Source organism: Oleiagrimonas soli (assembly GCF_000761445.1).
In the GTDB taxonomy this organism is placed as follows: Bacteria; Pseudomonadota; Gammaproteobacteria; order Xanthomonadales; family Rhodanobacteraceae; genus Oleiagrimonas; species Oleiagrimonas soli.
Map to the genome: position 1 here is coordinate 1638876 of NZ_KN196470.1, position 15350 is coordinate 1654225.

Below are 15350 nucleotides of genomic sequence, written 5' to 3' on the forward strand. Positions count from 1 at the left end.
CCGGCTCAGTCGAGGAACAGTTGGCTGGCATCGATGCCGTAGGCGCCTTGCGGCAGACCGGAACGGATGGCCAGTGCGGCGCGGCCCCCCTCTTCGTCGGGCAGGGCCCCGAGATCGAGCGATGCGAATTCCGACAGCGGGCGTTTGTCGGCATCGAGCAGCAGCATGACGGTCGGGCGCAGGCGTTTCAGGCTGTGCACCGCGGTGACCACGCCGACGCGTCCGTCGGTCAGCTCCACCAGCGAACCGGTGGGATAGATGCCGCTGGTCTGGATGAACTGCTCGACCAGTTCGGCCTGGAAAAGCTGGTCGCGCGCATCGTACAGGTGCATCACCGCCTGATGCGGCGAGCGGCTGCCCATGTGCGGGCGGATGTTGGTCATGGCGTCGTAGCTGTCGATCAGGCCGAGAATGCGGCCGAACATCGGGATCGAGCCGTTCTTCAGTCCATGCGGGTAGCCACTGCCGTCATGACGCTCGTGATGCGTGGCCACGGCGTCGATGATGCGTTGCGAGACCTGCACGCCCGACGCCTCGTTGAGGATGTCCAGGCTGTGCTGCACATGCATGCGCATGGTCTGATGCTGAACGTCGTCGTAGGGCGAGTGCGACACCATGATCTGCGAGTCGACACGAGACTTGCCGACGTCGAACAGCAGGCCGGCCAGCGCCAGTTCGGACAACTCGTCGCGGTTGAGGCCGAGATGCCGGCCGAAGCTGGCGGCCCAGACCGAGCAGGCCAGCGCATGGTGATAAGCGTAGCCGTCCTTGCGCTTGATCTCTTTGAGCCAGCTGAACGCGGTCGGGTTGCGCGTGATCGATTCGATCATCGCATCCACGCCCTCGCGCAGCCGGTCGAGTTGCAGATTGCGGCCGCGCTGCAGGTCCTGCATGACCTCGTCGATCGTTACGCGGATTTCGTGGTGAGCCTTTTCCGCCTGCGGTATTTCCTCGGCGAAGGTCTGGGTATCGGTCCACGTGGTCTTGCGCAACGCGCGGATTTCCCGGCGCGCCTGTTCGCGGGCCGACTTCGCGGGCGGATCGATGAGGATGTACCGCGGATCGGGCGAAATGCCGCGCGAGGCGTCGATATAGACGTAGGCGCACAGTTTGCCGATTTCATGCGCGTCGGTTTCCGACCTGATCAGGCGACCTTCCAGCGCATATCGCGTTGCCAGCCAGGGACGATCCAGCCGGGACACATACATGCCCACCTGCAGGCCTTTCGAGCTGATCTTGAATTCCTGTTCTGAGGCGTTCATTCGAACCCGTTGGGAACACCCACCCCCTGTTCAACACTTCAAGCCTAGCGCAGCCACGGCCTGGAACAAAGCAAAAAATCATGTGGCGTCAATGTGCTGGCTCTCTGTTCCGCCGCCGCGTCCGGGGCACGGACGCGGCGATCTGCGGGACTCACAAAGCGCTGGGCCGGTGTGCGAAATAGGTGGTCAGGAAATGCTGTCGGGCAGTGTTCTGATCCGGGTAGCTCCGCGTCGGCGTGCCGATGTGCTGCCGCAGCAGGCCACCGCGCGCCTTGCGTACCGCAGGCCAGACCGGCAGGCCGCGACCGTTGGGATCGCCGGTCCGGATGAAGTTCGCGAAGTAGCTTTCCATGATGCGCGAGACCTTGCGGTCCGCGGCCGTCCAGGCATAGACGGGGTTGCTGTCCAGGTTGCCCAGCGCATATTCGATCTCGCCGCTGTGCACGGCGCCCGGGTCGGGGGCGTCGCCGGGTTTGGCGTCGCGCTTCAGCGGGCGCGCCTGATCGAAGTAGTAGTAGTACACCGGCGCGTTGCCGGTCTGGCGCTGCTGGTTCATCCAGCGCCAGGTGCTGTGGGCGATGAACATGTCGCCAGCCAGCGCCGTGGCGGAGCGTTTGACCTGGGCCGCGTTGTGGCCCGGATAGAGCTTCAATGCCGCTGACGCTTGAGCGCCGAACAGCTTGTGCAGCGCGGCTTTGTAATTCGCGGGCGTGGGCGCGGCGTCCCTGAGGATGGCGGTGTAGAACCCTTCTTGCGAATTGGAGCCGACCAGCAGCGGCACGCGCGCCTGTTGACCTTTGCCGAAGGTGTCGACCGGCGGCTCCGTGAGGAAATAGCCGTCGATGTCGGGGTCGAACGACACCGCGTCCTTGGCGCCGGTAGCCTGCAGCAGGGCCTGGGCCGGCATGGCACGCAGCGCCTTGAGCGAGTTGGCGTCGACCTGTTTCATGAATTGCGTGCCGCGCTGTTCGGCGGCGCTCAACGGCAGTGGCGAAATCGGCGCGATCAGGGCGCCGCTCTCGCCGATGGCGCCGGCGATCAGCTTGCGCGACAGTGGCGAAGCCATCTGCGCATGCACCGAGATCGAGCCGGCCGATTCACCGCCGATGGTGATGCGGTTGGGATCGCCGCCGAACGCCGTGATGTTGGCGCGCACCCAGCGCAGCGCGGCGTTCTGGTCGAGCAGGCCGTAGTTGCCGCTGGCGTGGTGTGGGGATTCGGCGCTGAGCGCGGGCAGGGCCAGGAAACCGAATACGCCCAGGCGGTAGTTGACGGTCACCGTGACGATGCCGCGTGCGGCCAGACTCGCGCCGTCGTAGCGATATTCCGAGCCGTCGCCGGCGATGAAGCCGCCGCCGAAGAAGTACACCAATACCGGCAGCTTCTTGCCGCTCGCGTTGGCCGGCGCCCATACGTTGAGGTACAGGCAGTCCTCGCTCATGCCGTTCGAGCGGAAGCGCATGTCGCTGAAGATGGCGCGCTGCATGCAGCGCGGCCCGAAAGCGGTGGCCGTGCGCACACCGTTCCAGTGCGCCTGTGGCTGCGGCGGCTTCCAGCGCAGCGTGCCGACCGGCGGTGCTGCGTAAGGGATGCCTTGGAACGCATTCAGTGTCACGCCATCGACCTGCATGTGCTTGCCTTCCAGCACGCCGCTCTGCACCGTGGCGCGCGGTGGCGCAGCGGCAAGCGCAAGGCCGGGTGCGAGCGCCGTCAGACCAAGCAGAATGGGCAGTAGCCTACGGCGGGAGCGGGACGTGTCGTGTCGGGGCATGCGTGCGTTCCTGGGTGGGGAACGTCCAGTATCGCGCGCATGGAAACGCTTGCAAGTCGCCACGGCCCGCTTCTGTGCCCGGCGCTCGCGGCGGTCGGTTTTCGTATGCGGCCTCAGGTCGCGGAGAGATCGTCTCGTGCCTGTGCCGCGATGCGGTAGGAGTGCTTGCGCGCGTCAGGATCGAAGATGTTCGCGACCATGATCAGTTCATCCGGCTTGTGCCGCTCGATGAAGGCACCGAGATGTTCGCGCACGGTGTCCGGCGAGCCGACGGCGGCGCAGGCCAGCGTGCGCTCCAGGCCATGAAGTTCCTGCGGCGTGCAGAACGCCTCGATGTCGTCGATGGGCGGCGGAATCAGCCCCGGCGTGCCGCGGCGCAGGCGGATGAAGCTCTGCTGCTGCGTGGTGAACAGTCGACGGGCCTCGGCGTCCGTGTCGGCGGCAACCACGTTGATACCGAGCATCGCGTACGGCGAGGCGAGTCGCGTCGAGGGACGGAAATCGCGGCGGTACACCGCCAGCGCTTCGTCCATTGCGTCTGGCGCGAAGTGCGAGGCAAAGGCGAACGGCAAGCCCAGACGGGCCGCCAGACGGGCGCTGAACAGGCTCGAACCCAGCAGCCACACCGGGACCGCGAGACCGGCGCCGGGCACGGCGCGCACCGACTGACCGGGCACGGCCGGTTCAAAGTAGCTCAGCAGTTCCAGCACGTCGTCAGGGAAAGCATCGGCCTGGTCGAAATAGCGACGCAGCGCGCGCGCCGTGGCGTGGTCGGTGCCGGGCGCACGGCCGAGACCGAGATCGATACGGCCCGGATGCAGCGCCGCGAGCGTGCCGAACTGCTCGGCCACCTGCAGCGGCGAATGGTTGGGCAGCATGATGCCGCCCGCACCGACGCGGATCGTCGAAGTGGCCGCCGCCACATGACCGATCAGGACCGATGTCGCAGCGCTGGCTATGCCGGGCATGTTGTGGTGTTCGGCCAGCCAGTAGCGCCGGTAACCGAGCGCCTCGGCGTGGCGCGCCAGATCGACGGTGTTGCGGAAGGCCTGGGAGGCGTCGCTGCCCTCGGTGATCGGGGCCAGGTCGAGTACGGAAAAGGGGGTCATGCGGTACGTCCGGGGAGAGCCTAGGCCTCACATGGGGACGATGCGGGACGAGGCCAATGCCCGGATGCCGTGGCCGGACGTGCGGCGTTTGTGCGCCGGAACGAAAGACCGTGACGGGCATTCCATGTGCAAACATGTGTGCCGTGTGCGGACTCATGGGGGCGACCGCAGCAACGGGTAGGGGGCATGCATGGATGCCGAGACGTTTACGTTCGAGAGTCTCGACCAGCGTCTGGAGACATTCGGCGCTACGCGTGACGAACCCAGGAAAAGCATCCTTCTGGCTCGTTGGGGAACGGCGCTTTTGCTGGTTGGCGTGGTGGTCGGATACGGGGCGGCCACCTATCTGCATGCCATGCCCGCACGGGTGCTTTCCCTGGTGGGGTTTTCTATTGAGATTCTGGGACTCTTGGTTTTGTCCTTTCAGTTTCTACGCAATCACTGGCACCCGTTCCGTCACCCGTTGCGCAACGATGCGCGTGAGTTGGACGCGTTCTTCGAGCAGGCTATGCCGGTGCTGGTCTGGCTCGGTAGTTTTCCCGCGCAGGAACTGGAACGGCATCTGCGGTTCGTGCGTGATCGCAGTCTGACGTTCACGCAGGGGATGAACTGGATGTTCGGCCCCATCGATCGCCTTGGCCCCTTGCCGCTACTCGTCGCGCTGTATCTGCAATTCAAGGATGTTCATGCCTGGTGGCCGGTACGCATCGATCCCGTGCATGTCGCGTTGATCGTGCTGCTTATCACTTTTTATCTGTTCGGCAGCGTGATTTTTCTGCAACGCATGCGCCGCCAGAGTTACATCCACTGGCTGAGCGAGGCGTTGATCCGCCAGCGCGAAGCCGGGCAGGATGGTTCGCCTACAAACCCGGACCCAACCAAGAGTACGCAGTGAACGACACCTATTCCTACGAAGTCGCGCAGGGCCACGGTCTGCCGCACGATCCGTTCAAGGCCATCGTGGCGCCGCGGCCGATCGGCTGGATTTCCACGCGCGACGCGCAGGGGCGCGGCAATCTGGCGCCATACAGCTTCTTCAATGCAGTCAGCGACACGCCGCCGGTGCTGGCGTTCGGCAGCAGCGGCTACAAGGACACCGTGCGCAATGCACAGGCGACCGGCGCGTTCGTCTACAACGTCGCGACGGAGGCGTTGGCCGATGCCATGAACGGTTCGGCGGCGAACTTCGCGCATGGCGAGGACGAATTGCGTGCGATGGGGCTGACGCCCGCGCCGTGCCGTTGCGTGGATGTCGACCGCGTGGCCGAATCGCCGGCGGCGCTGGAGTGCCGCGTGCTCGACGTGATCCGGCTCAAGGACATCGATGGCGCCACGACCGGCAGCTACGTCGTGTTCGGCCAGGTCGTGGCCGTGCACATCGACACGGCGTTCCTGCGCGAGGGACGGTTCGATACCGCGGCGGCCGGTCTGCTGCAGCGCGCCGGGTATCTTTCGGACTATGCGGTGACGAGTCCGTCGTCCATGCGCGAGATGCATCGTCCGCGGTCGCCGCAGGAAGCGCGCGAGCGCTATCGTCGCGCGCCGTAGCGGCGGAGCGATGTGGCGTATGCGGTTGAGCCGACCTGCGGTGCGCGTCAGTCGTGCGTGTAGGGGCCGCTGCCGACGCCGGTCGCCACGATGGCCGCGCTGAGGGTCGCCAGATCGTCCGCATCCAGTTGCAGATGCGCGGCATCGACCCAGCCATCGACCTGTTCGGGACTGCGTGCGCCGACGATGGCGCCGGTGACGCCGGGCCAGGCCAGGGTCCAGGCGACGGCGATCGTCGGCACGGTGGTGCCGTGCTTGGCCGCGATCGGTTGCATCGCCTCGGCCAGACGCAGGTTGTGCACGAGTCGCTCGCCGGTGAATTCGCGGTTGCGCGAGCGCCAGTCGTCCTCGGGCAGGCGCTGCGCGCGCTCGATGCTGAAGCGCCCGGTCAGCAGACCGGACTGCATCGGGCTGTAGACGATGACGCCGGTGTCGTGCGCCTTGCACCAAGGCAGTTCGTGCGCGGCGGCGTCGCGGCGGATGGCGGAGAAGGGCGGCTGCAGCGTGTCGACGTGGCCGATGGCTTCGGCGGTTGCGAGCTGTTTCGCGTCGTGGTTGGACAGGCCGACGGCGCGCACCTTGCCTTCCTTCTTCAGGTCCAGCAGCGTCTCCCAGTAGACCTCCAGCGGCGTGCCGTCCTTGGCCGGCCAATGCATCTGATAGAGATCGATGCGTTCGACACCGAGCCGTTGCAGGGACGCGTCGACTTCGCGGCGCAGGCTGTCCGGCGCGCCGACCTGACGCGGCGGCGCCTTGCGGTCGTTCGGGTCCCAGGTCAGGCCGCACTTGGTGAACACGTAGGGCCGGTCGTGTTCCGGGATGTCCGCCAGCGCGCGTCGCACCACGTCCTCGGAATGTCCCAGGCCGTACACGGCGGCGGTGTCGATCCAGTTGATGCCCGCGTCGACGGCGTGCCGGATCGCGGCGATGGAATCCTTGTCGTCCTGATCGCCCCAGCCGACAGCCCAGTCGCCGCCGCCAATGGCCCACGCGCCGAAGCCGACGCGGGTGATGTGCATGTCGGTCGTGCCTAGTCGGACCAGCGGACGGGATTCGCTGTCGGGGGCCATGTGGGGTTGGGCCATGTGGATGCTCCAGGTGGGGAAGCGCACACCATACGGCGACGGCTTTTGATCTTTCCAATGGCATATTCAGATACCATTGATCGCATAGAACGATGGTGGAGCGCATCATGGAATTGCGTCAGCTGCAGCACTTCGTGGCCGTGGCCGAGGAAGGGCATTTCACGCGTGCATCGCGACGCGTGCACATCGTGCAGTCGGCGCTGTCGGCGTCGATCCGGCGCCTCGAAGACGAACTCGATGCGCAACTATTTGTGCGCAACACGCGCCAGGTGCGCTTGACCGAAGTCGGTCGGGTCTTCCTGGACAAGGCGCGCGAGGTGCTGGAAGCCGCGACATCGGCGCGCGAGGCCGTGGCGGCGGTGCAGGGTTTGCAGCGCGGCAAGCTGTCCATCGGCTCGGTGCAGAGCCTGCCGTCGTTCGTCGATCTGCCGGCGCTGCTGGGGCGGTTCTATCAGCAGCATGCTGGCGTGGACGTTCGTCTGTGCCAGGGCAGTGCATCGCATCTGCTGGAGAAGATCCGCAGCGGCCGGCTCGATCTCGCTTTTCTGACGCTGTGCGAAGCGCCCGCGGGCATCCAGAAGCGCATGATCGCCTGCGACGCGCTGGTGCTGGTGTGCGCGCCGGCGCATCCGCTGGCGACGCGCAAGCGTTGCGCGCTCGATGAGCTGTGCGAGGAGCCGTTCGTGGACTTCCAGGCCGACTGGGGCACGCGTCGGCTGATCGATCGCGGTTTCCTCGAAGCCGGCATCGACCGGCATACGGCGTTCGAGGTCAACGATCTGGGCACGCTGCTGGAACTGGTGCGGCACGGTCTGGGCATCGCGCTGCTGCCCGAATCGATCGCCAGGGCGCAGCGACCGGCGCTGGCCGTGGTGCCGCTGTCCGAACCGGAACTGTGCTGGGAACTGGTGGTGGCGTATGCCGCCGAGACCGGCGCGCTGCCGGTGGATCAGGCGCCGCGCGCCTTTCTCGATCTGCTCGCTGACGCGCATCCATTGCCGCTGGCGGCGGCGGAGAATGCGGCATGAAGACGGTTGCGGTGCGACGAGTCGGCGGCTTTGCGCTGATGGCGGTCGCGGTGTTCGCGCTCGTCTGCGGCGCGGCGCAGTGGTTGCGAGGCGATCTGGACTGGGTCCGCGTGCCGCTGAGTTTCTACCTGATCGGTCCCGGCGCGGTCTGGGTGCGCGCGGCCTATGTGCTGCTGGCGCTGGCTTTGGCGATGCTGGGGTGGGGCTGGTATCGCGCCCTGGCGCCCGCAGCGCGACGCGCGACGCCTGCGGCGCTGTTCGTGCTTGCCGGGGTTGCGCTGTGCGTGACCGCCTTCGCCACCACCAACACCTACGCACATCCGGCCACCTTGCATGGACTGGTGCACGGCATCGCCGCGCAGACGACCTTTCTGTGCGTCACGGTGGCGATGCTGCTGCTGGCCGGGCGTCTGTTCCACGACGCACGCTGGCGGCGTCATGCCGGTGTGGCGTCGACGTGGGCGGTCGTTTGTTTTGTCGGTCTGTGGGTGCAGGCGCTGTGGCGCAGCGCGCCGCGCGGTCTGTCGCAGAAGCTGCTGATCGTGCTCATCCTCGGCTGGCTGGCCTGGATGGCGTGGCTGCTATGGCGGAAAGCGGACGAGGAAGTGGCCTCAGCCGATTGATTTGATTGAATTTCAACCGGGAAGAATGAAGGCGACGACCACGTCGCGGCCCTCGCTGGCCAGCACCGAGTGCGTGCGCGCGGCGGCGGCGTTGTCCATCACTTCCACGCCCACGTTCTTGCGCGTGAACGCACCGAGAGTGGCCGCGTTCGGGAATTGCTGGCGGGTACCGGTGCCCAGCAGCACCACTTCCGGCTTCAGCGCCAGGATCGCCTGCACGTCGTCGGGCTGCAGGCTCTTGGCGTCGCGCACGGGCCAGTCTTCGATCACCTGATCGCGCGCCAGCACCAGACTGCGCGTGAAGCGGCGGTCGACGATGGTCACGGCGTCGTCTTCGACACGGCGCACGTACAGGAAGTCCTCGGGACGTTCGAGCGAGAGTTCCATGGGCATCCTCCGCGTTATTTCGTCGCAGCGTGGTTCAGCGTGGCAGGGCGAGCTTCGGTTCGTCCTCGTTGCGCAGGAACATGCTGGCGGTGTGGCCGATTTCCTGCACCACTTCGGCGCCGGTGGCCTCGGTCAGTTCCGCGATCTGCGCGCGACGCTCGTCCTTGTCGCCGCCGGAAAGCTTGATCTTGACCAGCTCGTGACGGTCCAGCGCCAGCTTCAGTTCCTTGATCACGGCCTCGGTGACGCCCTTGGCGCCGAGCAGGATGACCGGATGCAGGTTGTGGCACAGTCCGCGCAGATAGCGGCGCTGGCTGGCGGAGAGCGCGGCGGCGCCGGCGCGCGGAGGAGTCGAAGCGGGCATGTCGTTCAGGTTCGAGGTCGCGGAAATGCGGGCGCAAAGGGTATCATGGCCTGCCTCACGCAAGGCTGACCGGACGTCCCCATGGCCCGCAGCAAGAGCAGCTCCCGCTGGCTCAAGGAACATTTCGACGACGCCTACGTCAAGCGCGCGCAGGCGGAAGGCTTGCGTTCGCGTGCGGCCTTCAAGCTGGAGGAGCTTCTCGATCGCGATCAGCTGCTGAAGCCGGGCATGCACGTGGTCGATCTCGGCGCCGCGCCGGGCGGCTGGTCGCAGCTGGTGCAGCGTCGGCTCGGCGACAGCGGTCGCATCATCGCGCTGGACATCCTGCCGATGCAGGGCATCGGCGGCGTGGACTTCATCGAGGGCGATTTCCGCGAGGCCGCGGTGCTGGCCGAACTCGAACGCCGACTCGACGGTCATCCGGTCGATCTTGTGCTGTCGGATATGGCCCCCAATATGAGTGGTGTAGCTGTCGCCGACCAGATTCGGGCGATGGATCTGGCCGAGCTGGCGCTGGACTTCTGTCGGCACTGGCTCAAACCCGACGGCGCGTTCCTGATCAAGCTGTTCCAGGGCGCGGGCTTCGACGATTACCTAAGAGACTTGCGCGGCAGCTTTGACCGCGTGACGATGCGAAAACCGAAGGCTTCCCGTGCGCGCTCGCGCGAAGTCTATGCACTGGCTACGGGACATCGCGCCCGGGCCGGCCACTGAACGAGACATGCGCATGAACGAAATGGTCAAAAATCTGCTGTTCTGGCTGATCATCGCCGTAGTCCTGGTGCTCGTGTTCCAGAGCTTCAGCCACAACGCCGCCCGGACCGAGCAGATCAGCTACTCCGCGTTCATCCAGCAGGTGGACAACAACAACATTACCGAGGCCACGATCAGTTCGGACACGCCGCCGGTGGTCAAGGGCAAGCTCAAGGACGGCAGCCAGTTCACCACGGTGGTGCCGCTGATCGGCATCACCAGCAGCGATCTGCTCAAGACCCTGACCAAGAACGGCGCCAGTGTGAAGCAGCAGCCGTCCGACAACGGCTTCTCGCTGTTCTCGCTGCTGCTCAACTGGCTGCCGATCATCATCTTCATCGGCATCATGATCTGGTTCATGCGCCAGATGCAGTCGGGCGGCGGTGCGCGCGGGGCGATGAGCTTCGGCAAGTCGCGCGCCAAGCTGCAGGGCGAGGACCAGGTCAAGGTGACCTTCGCCGACGTGGCCGGTTGCGAAGAGGCCAAGGAAGAGGTCGGCGAGCTGGTCGAGTTCCTGCGCGATCCCTCCAAGTTCCAGAAGCTGGGCGGCAAGATTCCGCGCGGCGTGCTGATGGTCGGCCAGCCCGGCACCGGCAAGACGCTGCTGGCCAAGGCCATCGCCGGCGAAGCCAAGGTGCCGTTCTTCTCGATTTCCGGTTCCGACTTCGTCGAGATGTTCGTCGGCGTCGGCGCCAGCCGCGTGCGCGATATGTTCGAGCAGGCCAAGAAGCACGCGCCGTGCATCATCTTCATCGACGAGATCGATGCCGTCGGTCGCCATCGCGGCGCCGGTCTGGGCGGCGGTCACGACGAGCGCGAGCAGACCCTCAACCAGCTGCTGGTCGAGATGGACGGCTTCGAGGGCGGCGAGGGCGTGATCGTGATCGCCGCGACCAACCGTCCCGATGTGCTCGATCCCGCGCTGCTGCGTCCGGGCCGCTTCGACCGTCAGGTCGTGGTCGGCCTGCCGGACGTGAAGGGCCGCGAGCAGATCCTCAAGGTGCATCTGCGCAAGGTGCCGCTGCACACCGATGTCGACGCGATGCTGATCGCGCGCGGCACGCCGGGCTTCTCCGGCGCGGACCTGGCCAACCTGGTCAACGAGGCGGCGCTGTTCGCCGCGCGCGAGAACGCGCGCGAAGTGCGCATGAGCCACATGGAGAAGGCCAAGGACAAGATCCTGATGGGCGCTGAGCGCCGCTCGATGGTGATGAGCGAGGACGAGAAGAAGCTCACTGCCTACCACGAGGCCGGTCACGCCATCGTCGGCCGTCTGGTGCCCGAGCACGATCCGGTCTACAAGGTCACCATCATCCCGCGCGGTCGCGCGCTGGGCGTGACCATGTACCTGCCGGAAGGCGACCGCTACAGCATCAACAAGGTCGCCATCCGCTCGCAGCTGTGCTCGCTGTACGGCGGCCGCGTCGCCGAGGAACTGATCTTCGGTCGCGACAAGGTCACCACCGGCGCCTCCAACGACATCGAGCGCGCCACCAAGATGGCTCGCAACATGGTCACCAAGTGGGGTCTGTCCGACGAGCTGGGTCCGGTGACCTACGCCGAGGACGAGGACGAGGTGTTCCTGGGCCGTTCCGTCACCCAGCACAAGAGCGTGTCCGACGAGACTTCGCGCAAGATCGACGAAGTCGTGCGCAACATTCTCGACACCGCCTACGAAACCTCGACCAAGCTGCTGACCGATAATCTCGACAAGCTGCACCTGATGGCCGAGGCGCTGCTGCAGTACGAGACCATCGACGCCCATCAGATCAACGAGATCATGGAAGGCCGTCGTCCGGGCCCGCCCGCCGACTGGGGCGGCACCGACAACGACAAGCGCCCGAACGCACCGCGCGGCGGCGATGCTGGCGCCAGCACCAAGCCGGTCGGTGATCCCGCACCGCAGAGTTGAGTGCAGCGGGATTGCTCTACAAACAAAAAAGGCGGCCTTCTGGCCGCCTTTTTTGTGTGCGGATGAATCCGGGAAGACCATGTGGCTCGACATTGGGAGACGGCTTACGACCCGAAGCGGTCGATCATGGCGAACCTATTTTATTTGCTCCGTTCTTATTTGGAGCTGCTCGCACTGGCTTGTTCACCTGGATGCATTGGAGCGTCTGCCTGACGTGATCAGCCATGAGCATGGGTAAGCGCTTGGCTCGCGGTGCCGACTTCAAGATCACGCATGGAACACAAAACAGCGGAGAGTGATCCTGACTGAGCGCCCTGTCGACCGAGCGTGGAATCGGCTGCAAGACCCACCCCTCCACGAGGTTGCTCATCAGCATACATGAGTCGTTTGAAACCACGACGATGTCATGGTAGTTGTTTAGATTGCTCCATAAGGTGCGCGGTTTCGGACACAAGTCCCACTGTGCGGATTGCGCGGAGCACGGGGAAACGCGTCGGCACCGATGCGAAAAGGGGAAACAACACGTTCAGCTTCGAACTCCACTCCGACCTGCCTGCACACCATTGGGGTCAGGTCTGGTATGCGGGGTTCGGGATGTACTCGTTGTGTGAGCTGAGTCGACTTCGCGAAAGGCGACCAGACTTCAAGCCTCCTTTGCAGTCGGTCCCCGTGCTTGTCACCTACGGCTGGCACCCTTGCCTGATCTCTGATCTGGCACTTGATTACGCACACTTACGGATAATCGATCATGCTCATTCAGATTCGACCAGCGCTCGCCGCACTCGTCTGTATTCTGCTGGCCTTTTGCGCAACAGCCCAGTCCAGGACCGCAAGTGAGAATCGCCTGGTGCAAGCCGACTCTGCAAGCGCACCGCAAAAGACCGCCGGGGATGTCGACTCGCTCTACCGGCCGCTTAACGATGTCGACCTGTCGCAGTACAAGAGCGCTGGCGATGGCCTTCTGTTGATTGCGCACAGAGGCGAATTTGACCTATTGCTCACCAAACCCGGGCACCCTTACTCGCTGCCTGCGATGGGATGGGCCGGCATTCATGAGCTAAACACCCGGTCGAACCTTTATTCGTTTGTCAGGAATAAAACTGAGACCAACCCTTGGTCGGACTGGAACCAAGCAGAATTCAGCGGATACATGCTGCGCTGGAAAAAGCGCAAGCGCGATCCAGTGCCATACGTCGGGCGCTTAAAAGTCCAGGCCGAAGATGGCGACGTGCGGGTTTTTTCCGGAATGTTTGGATCGACGATTTACAAGTCAAAGCTGTTTGGCCAAAACCCCAGTAATTTAGGCTTGTTCGTGGAGGGCATGTCCGAGGCCAGGGAGTCCTCTGGGAAGTTGATCTGGAAGCATTATCTGATCAACCACTATTGGTACGATTCCCTTCAATATGCTCCGGATAGTTACGAGGCCCGCTGGGCGGTAACCGATCGCATAATTTCAAACCAGAACGGAACCAAAACCCTTGGTTCCGGTTTGCCCCAGTTCGAATTTTTACTGCCACATCCCGCACGCATGATCGCGCTTGATTCATGGGGCTGGGGCCATGGCGGGAAAAATAACCGGTTCCTGTTCACCCGCGCCTATTCGCTGGCAGACCTTCTGCGTGAGCGAAAAATCAACCCGGACCACCTGCTACTGAAGCCCTTCAATCCCATCAAGGAAAAAAATAACTTTTCCAGGATGCTAGGCGATAAATTGCACATTCGTTCCCATGTCAATGACGGAGAATCGGCGTTCCTCTACAGCGCAGAGACCGGAAAAACCTATCTGGTGCCTTACTCGAAGACCTTCTCGACAACACCGGTGCTGACGCTACCCTCCCTGAAGGACATCGTCATCAACGGCCAGCTCCCCGCGAACCGGCAGTGCATGGGCAAGACCGAAGGCATCGTGGTGCTGACGGGCCAGTGTGACCCGGCCGCGCCGGTGTTCCCGCTGACCGTGATGACGCAGGTGTCCGATAACCAGTACACCATCAATGTCTGGTCGGACATCAATCGCCGCAGCAGCTATCTGCTCACTGGCGGCCAGTTCCCCAAGCAGGACTTTTACCGTTGGAATGTTGATGCTTTCATGGTGAGCAAGACAGTTGATCCGGCCGCCACACTCGTCGCCCTGAGGACGGGTGAAGATCCCTTTTCAGAAAAAATGATTGCCTTTGCCACCCAAGGCCGTGACCAGCAGGTCTGTGACAAGATGACTGCGGCGGTCAGCAATGCGGAAGATGCGCTGCGTTTCAACCCAAATATCGACGGTCGCCTCGCAGACTACGAACGCAGGTACCAACGGGATTGGGCCGACCTGGGTGAGGCCGTTGACGAATTCATCAGGAATTCGCACCACAGTACGCCAGAGTGGGATTTCCAGAATAAGGTCTGGGATGATCTGGTCAAGATGAAAGAGGATGTCGGGCAACGACTGACTGCCCTCAAGCGCTATAAAGATGTGAAGAACAGTGTCTGCCAGCCGGACCCGGCACGCATGGCACAACTGGTGTCAGCGTTGGATACATTCCATAACGACCTTTCCTCCTCTATGAAGCAGCTGGACGACACCTATTACAACCAGGCCATCGAACGCACCAAAGAGATCCGCAACATGGCTGGTCGCGTGCAGGAGGCCAAGCGGCAGTACAACCAACAAATGGCCATGTCGCAGCTCATGAGCAGACTGCATTCCTCGATGCAAGCGGACCTCGCCGCCAGGCGGGCAGAAACCGCCTCAATAGCACGCAGCATGAGGGAAAGCCGCGAGGCTGTTGAAGCCCAGATTGCGGACGTCAAGGCACGCAACCAAGCCTATTTCTCCAACTCCAAGCCGGTCATGAGCGCACCTCAGACCAAGATGATTGTCCCGGTCGCCATGCCGTCGCAGTCGCTCGACACGACCGCGCATACCAAGGTCTATACGGGCGGCAAGATACCCAATCGCCTCGGCTTCCAGGGTGCCATCGCCCAGGCCCAAGCCAAAACCGACCGCCTGGCGAACCCGCGCAGCACGACCATCGCCGGCTCACTAGTTGGCGCTGGCACGGCATCGCCGGCAACCTCCGCGCCCGGAGCCCGCCCCTCCGCGGATGGTCCCGGTGGCGCCGCGGTCTGTGTGGCTACGGAGCGCAATGCCAACAATACCCCGACCGACGTTGCTTACTACTACGCCTACGACCCGCACATCACATCGTTGAAAGCCGACAAACTGGCACGCCAGAGGTATGGCGCCGAGCACAGCGGCACTCCTCACTGCATGCACAATGGAGAAAACCAGATTGGCGCGCTGGTCGTGATCGAATGGGACGGCAAGGACGACAAAGGCGCCACGATTCGCCTCTACGGCTTGGGCTTCGGAACATCGACTGACAGGGCGGAAAGAGATGCCGTGGATGAACTGAGGACCAATCGCAACTGGGAAGCAACGTCCAAGGTGCGCTACCGCATCGTGTACGCCAAGCAGTATTGAGCAGCAGCAAGCTCCCGGGGATGCCGCCAGAGCGGC

Annotated in this window: 13 protein-coding genes; 7 read left to right on the forward strand and 6 right to left on the reverse strand. The window is 64.0% G+C overall.

Annotation, left to right across the window (positions count from 1 at the left end; all coding sequences use genetic code 11):
* Window positions 1-5: 5 nt before the first annotated feature.
* From LF63_RS07080 to LF63_RS07090, 3 genes are all read right to left on the reverse strand, one after another.
* Window positions 6-1262 carry an HD-GYP domain-containing protein gene (locus LF63_RS07080; RefSeq protein WP_043100617.1) on the reverse strand — a complete coding sequence of 419 codons (1257 nt, stop codon included), beginning with the start codon at window positions 1260-1262 and terminating at the stop codon, window positions 6-8.
* Between the two features lie 151 nt (window positions 1263-1413).
* Entirely contained in the window at window positions 1414-3033 is a 1620-nt protein-coding gene (locus tag LF63_RS07085) for a carboxylesterase/lipase family protein (RefSeq protein WP_043100619.1), read from the reverse strand.
* A gap of 113 nt (window positions 3034-3146) precedes the next feature.
* Window positions 3147-4142, reverse strand: a complete 996-nt coding sequence (locus LF63_RS07090; protein WP_043100622.1) for an LLM class flavin-dependent oxidoreductase — start codon at window positions 4140-4142, stop codon at window positions 3147-3149.
* Window positions 4143-4332: 190 nt separating this feature from the next.
* Here LF63_RS07090 and LF63_RS07095 point away from each other — a divergent pair, with 190 nt between their 5' ends.
* A complete protein-coding gene (locus tag LF63_RS07095; RefSeq protein ID WP_043100623.1) occupies window positions 4333-5037 on the forward strand; it encodes a hypothetical protein in 705 nt (234 codons plus the stop codon).
* Window positions 5034-5690 carry a flavin reductase family protein gene (locus LF63_RS07100; RefSeq protein ID WP_052394813.1) on the forward strand — a complete coding sequence of 219 codons (657 nt, stop codon included), beginning with the start codon at window positions 5034-5036 and terminating at the stop codon, window positions 5688-5690. Before LF63_RS07095 ends, LF63_RS07100 begins: the two co-directional genes overlap by 4 nt.
* A gap of 47 nt (window positions 5691-5737) precedes the next feature.
* Here LF63_RS07100 and LF63_RS07105 read toward each other — a convergent pair whose 3' ends face one another.
* A complete protein-coding gene (locus tag LF63_RS07105; protein WP_200877540.1) occupies window positions 5738-6775 on the reverse strand; it encodes an aldo/keto reductase in 1038 nt (345 codons plus the stop codon).
* 107 nt (window positions 6776-6882) lie between these two features.
* On the opposite strand from LF63_RS07105, the gene LF63_RS07110 reads away from it, so the two are divergent.
* Together LF63_RS07110 and LF63_RS07115 are read left to right on the forward strand one after the other, a co-directional pair.
* Window positions 6883-7803 (forward strand): LysR family transcriptional regulator, encoded by a 921-nt coding sequence (locus LF63_RS07110; protein ID WP_043103385.1) that lies wholly within the window; start codon window positions 6883-6885, stop codon window positions 7801-7803.
* Complete coding sequence (locus LF63_RS07115; RefSeq protein WP_235205286.1) at window positions 7800-8426, forward strand: DUF998 domain-containing protein; 627 nt, start codon at window positions 7800-7802, stop codon at window positions 8424-8426. The genes LF63_RS07110 and LF63_RS07115 overlap by 4 nt, the downstream gene beginning before the upstream one ends.
* A 12-nt stretch (window positions 8427-8438) precedes the next feature.
* On the opposite strand, the gene LF63_RS07120 is transcribed toward LF63_RS07115, so the two are convergent.
* Together LF63_RS07120 and LF63_RS07125 are read right to left on the reverse strand one after the other, a co-directional pair.
* Window positions 8439-8813, reverse strand: a complete 375-nt coding sequence (locus LF63_RS07120) for an Mth938-like domain-containing protein (RefSeq protein WP_043100627.1) — start codon at window positions 8811-8813, stop codon at window positions 8439-8441.
* Window positions 8814-8847: 34 nt separating this feature from the next.
* The gene (locus tag LF63_RS07125) at window positions 8848-9177 is read right to left on the reverse strand and encodes a YhbY family RNA-binding protein (protein ID WP_052394814.1); all 330 of its coding nucleotides are present in this window, start codon (window positions 9175-9177) and stop codon (window positions 8848-8850) included.
* A gap of 81 nt (window positions 9178-9258) precedes the next feature.
* Between LF63_RS07125 and rlmE the strand changes: the two genes are divergently transcribed.
* The 3 genes from rlmE to LF63_RS07140 all read left to right on the forward strand — a co-directional run bounded on the left by rlmE (window position 9259) and on the right by LF63_RS07140 (window position 15314).
* A complete protein-coding gene (gene rlmE, locus LF63_RS07130; RefSeq protein ID WP_043100628.1) occupies window positions 9259-9891 on the forward strand; it encodes a 23S rRNA (uridine(2552)-2'-O)-methyltransferase RlmE in 633 nt (210 codons plus the stop codon).
* Between the two features lie 13 nt (window positions 9892-9904).
* Window positions 9905-11842, forward strand: a complete 1938-nt coding sequence (gene ftsH, locus LF63_RS07135) for an ATP-dependent zinc metalloprotease FtsH (RefSeq protein ID WP_184655029.1) — start codon at window positions 9905-9907, stop codon at window positions 11840-11842.
* Window positions 11843-12590: 748 nt separating this feature from the next.
* A complete protein-coding gene (locus tag LF63_RS07140) occupies window positions 12591-15314 on the forward strand; it encodes a coiled-coil domain-containing protein (protein WP_043100629.1) in 2724 nt (907 codons plus the stop codon).
* Window positions 15315-15350 lie beyond the last annotated feature (36 nt).

Coding starts and splice junctions, on each gene's coding strand:
- LF63_RS07080 (WP_043100617.1), bottom strand. CDS start 1,262: ATGAACGCCTCAGAACAGGAATTCAAGATCAGCTCGAAAGGCCTGCAG.
- LF63_RS07085 (WP_043100619.1), bottom strand. CDS start 3,033: ATGCCCCGACACGACACGTCCCGCTCCCGCCGTAGGCTACTGCCCATT.
- LF63_RS07090 (WP_043100622.1), bottom strand. CDS start 4,142: ATGACCCCCTTTTCCGTACTCGACCTGGCCCCGATCACCGAGGGCAGC.
- LF63_RS07095 (WP_043100623.1), top strand. CDS start 4,333: ATGGATGCCGAGACGTTTACGTTCGAGAGTCTCGACCAGCGTCTGGAG.
- LF63_RS07105 (WP_200877540.1), bottom strand. CDS start 6,775: ATGGCCCAACCCCACATGGCCCCCGACAGCGAATCCCGTCCGCTGGTC.
- LF63_RS07110 (WP_043103385.1), top strand. CDS start 6,883: ATGGAATTGCGTCAGCTGCAGCACTTCGTGGCCGTGGCCGAGGAAGGG.
- LF63_RS07115 (WP_235205286.1), top strand. CDS start 7,800: ATGAAGACGGTTGCGGTGCGACGAGTCGGCGGCTTTGCGCTGATGGCG.
- LF63_RS07120 (WP_043100627.1), bottom strand. CDS start 8,813: ATGGAACTCTCGCTCGAACGTCCCGAGGACTTCCTGTACGTGCGCCGT.
- LF63_RS07125 (WP_052394814.1), bottom strand. CDS start 9,177: ATGCCCGCTTCGACTCCTCCGCGCGCCGGCGCCGCCGCGCTCTCCGCC.
- rlmE (WP_043100628.1), top strand. CDS start 9,259: ATGGCCCGCAGCAAGAGCAGCTCCCGCTGGCTCAAGGAACATTTCGAC.
- ftsH (WP_184655029.1), top strand. CDS start 9,905: ATGAACGAAATGGTCAAAAATCTGCTGTTCTGGCTGATCATCGCCGTA.
- LF63_RS07140 (WP_043100629.1), top strand. CDS start 12,591: ATGCTCATTCAGATTCGACCAGCGCTCGCCGCACTCGTCTGTATTCTG.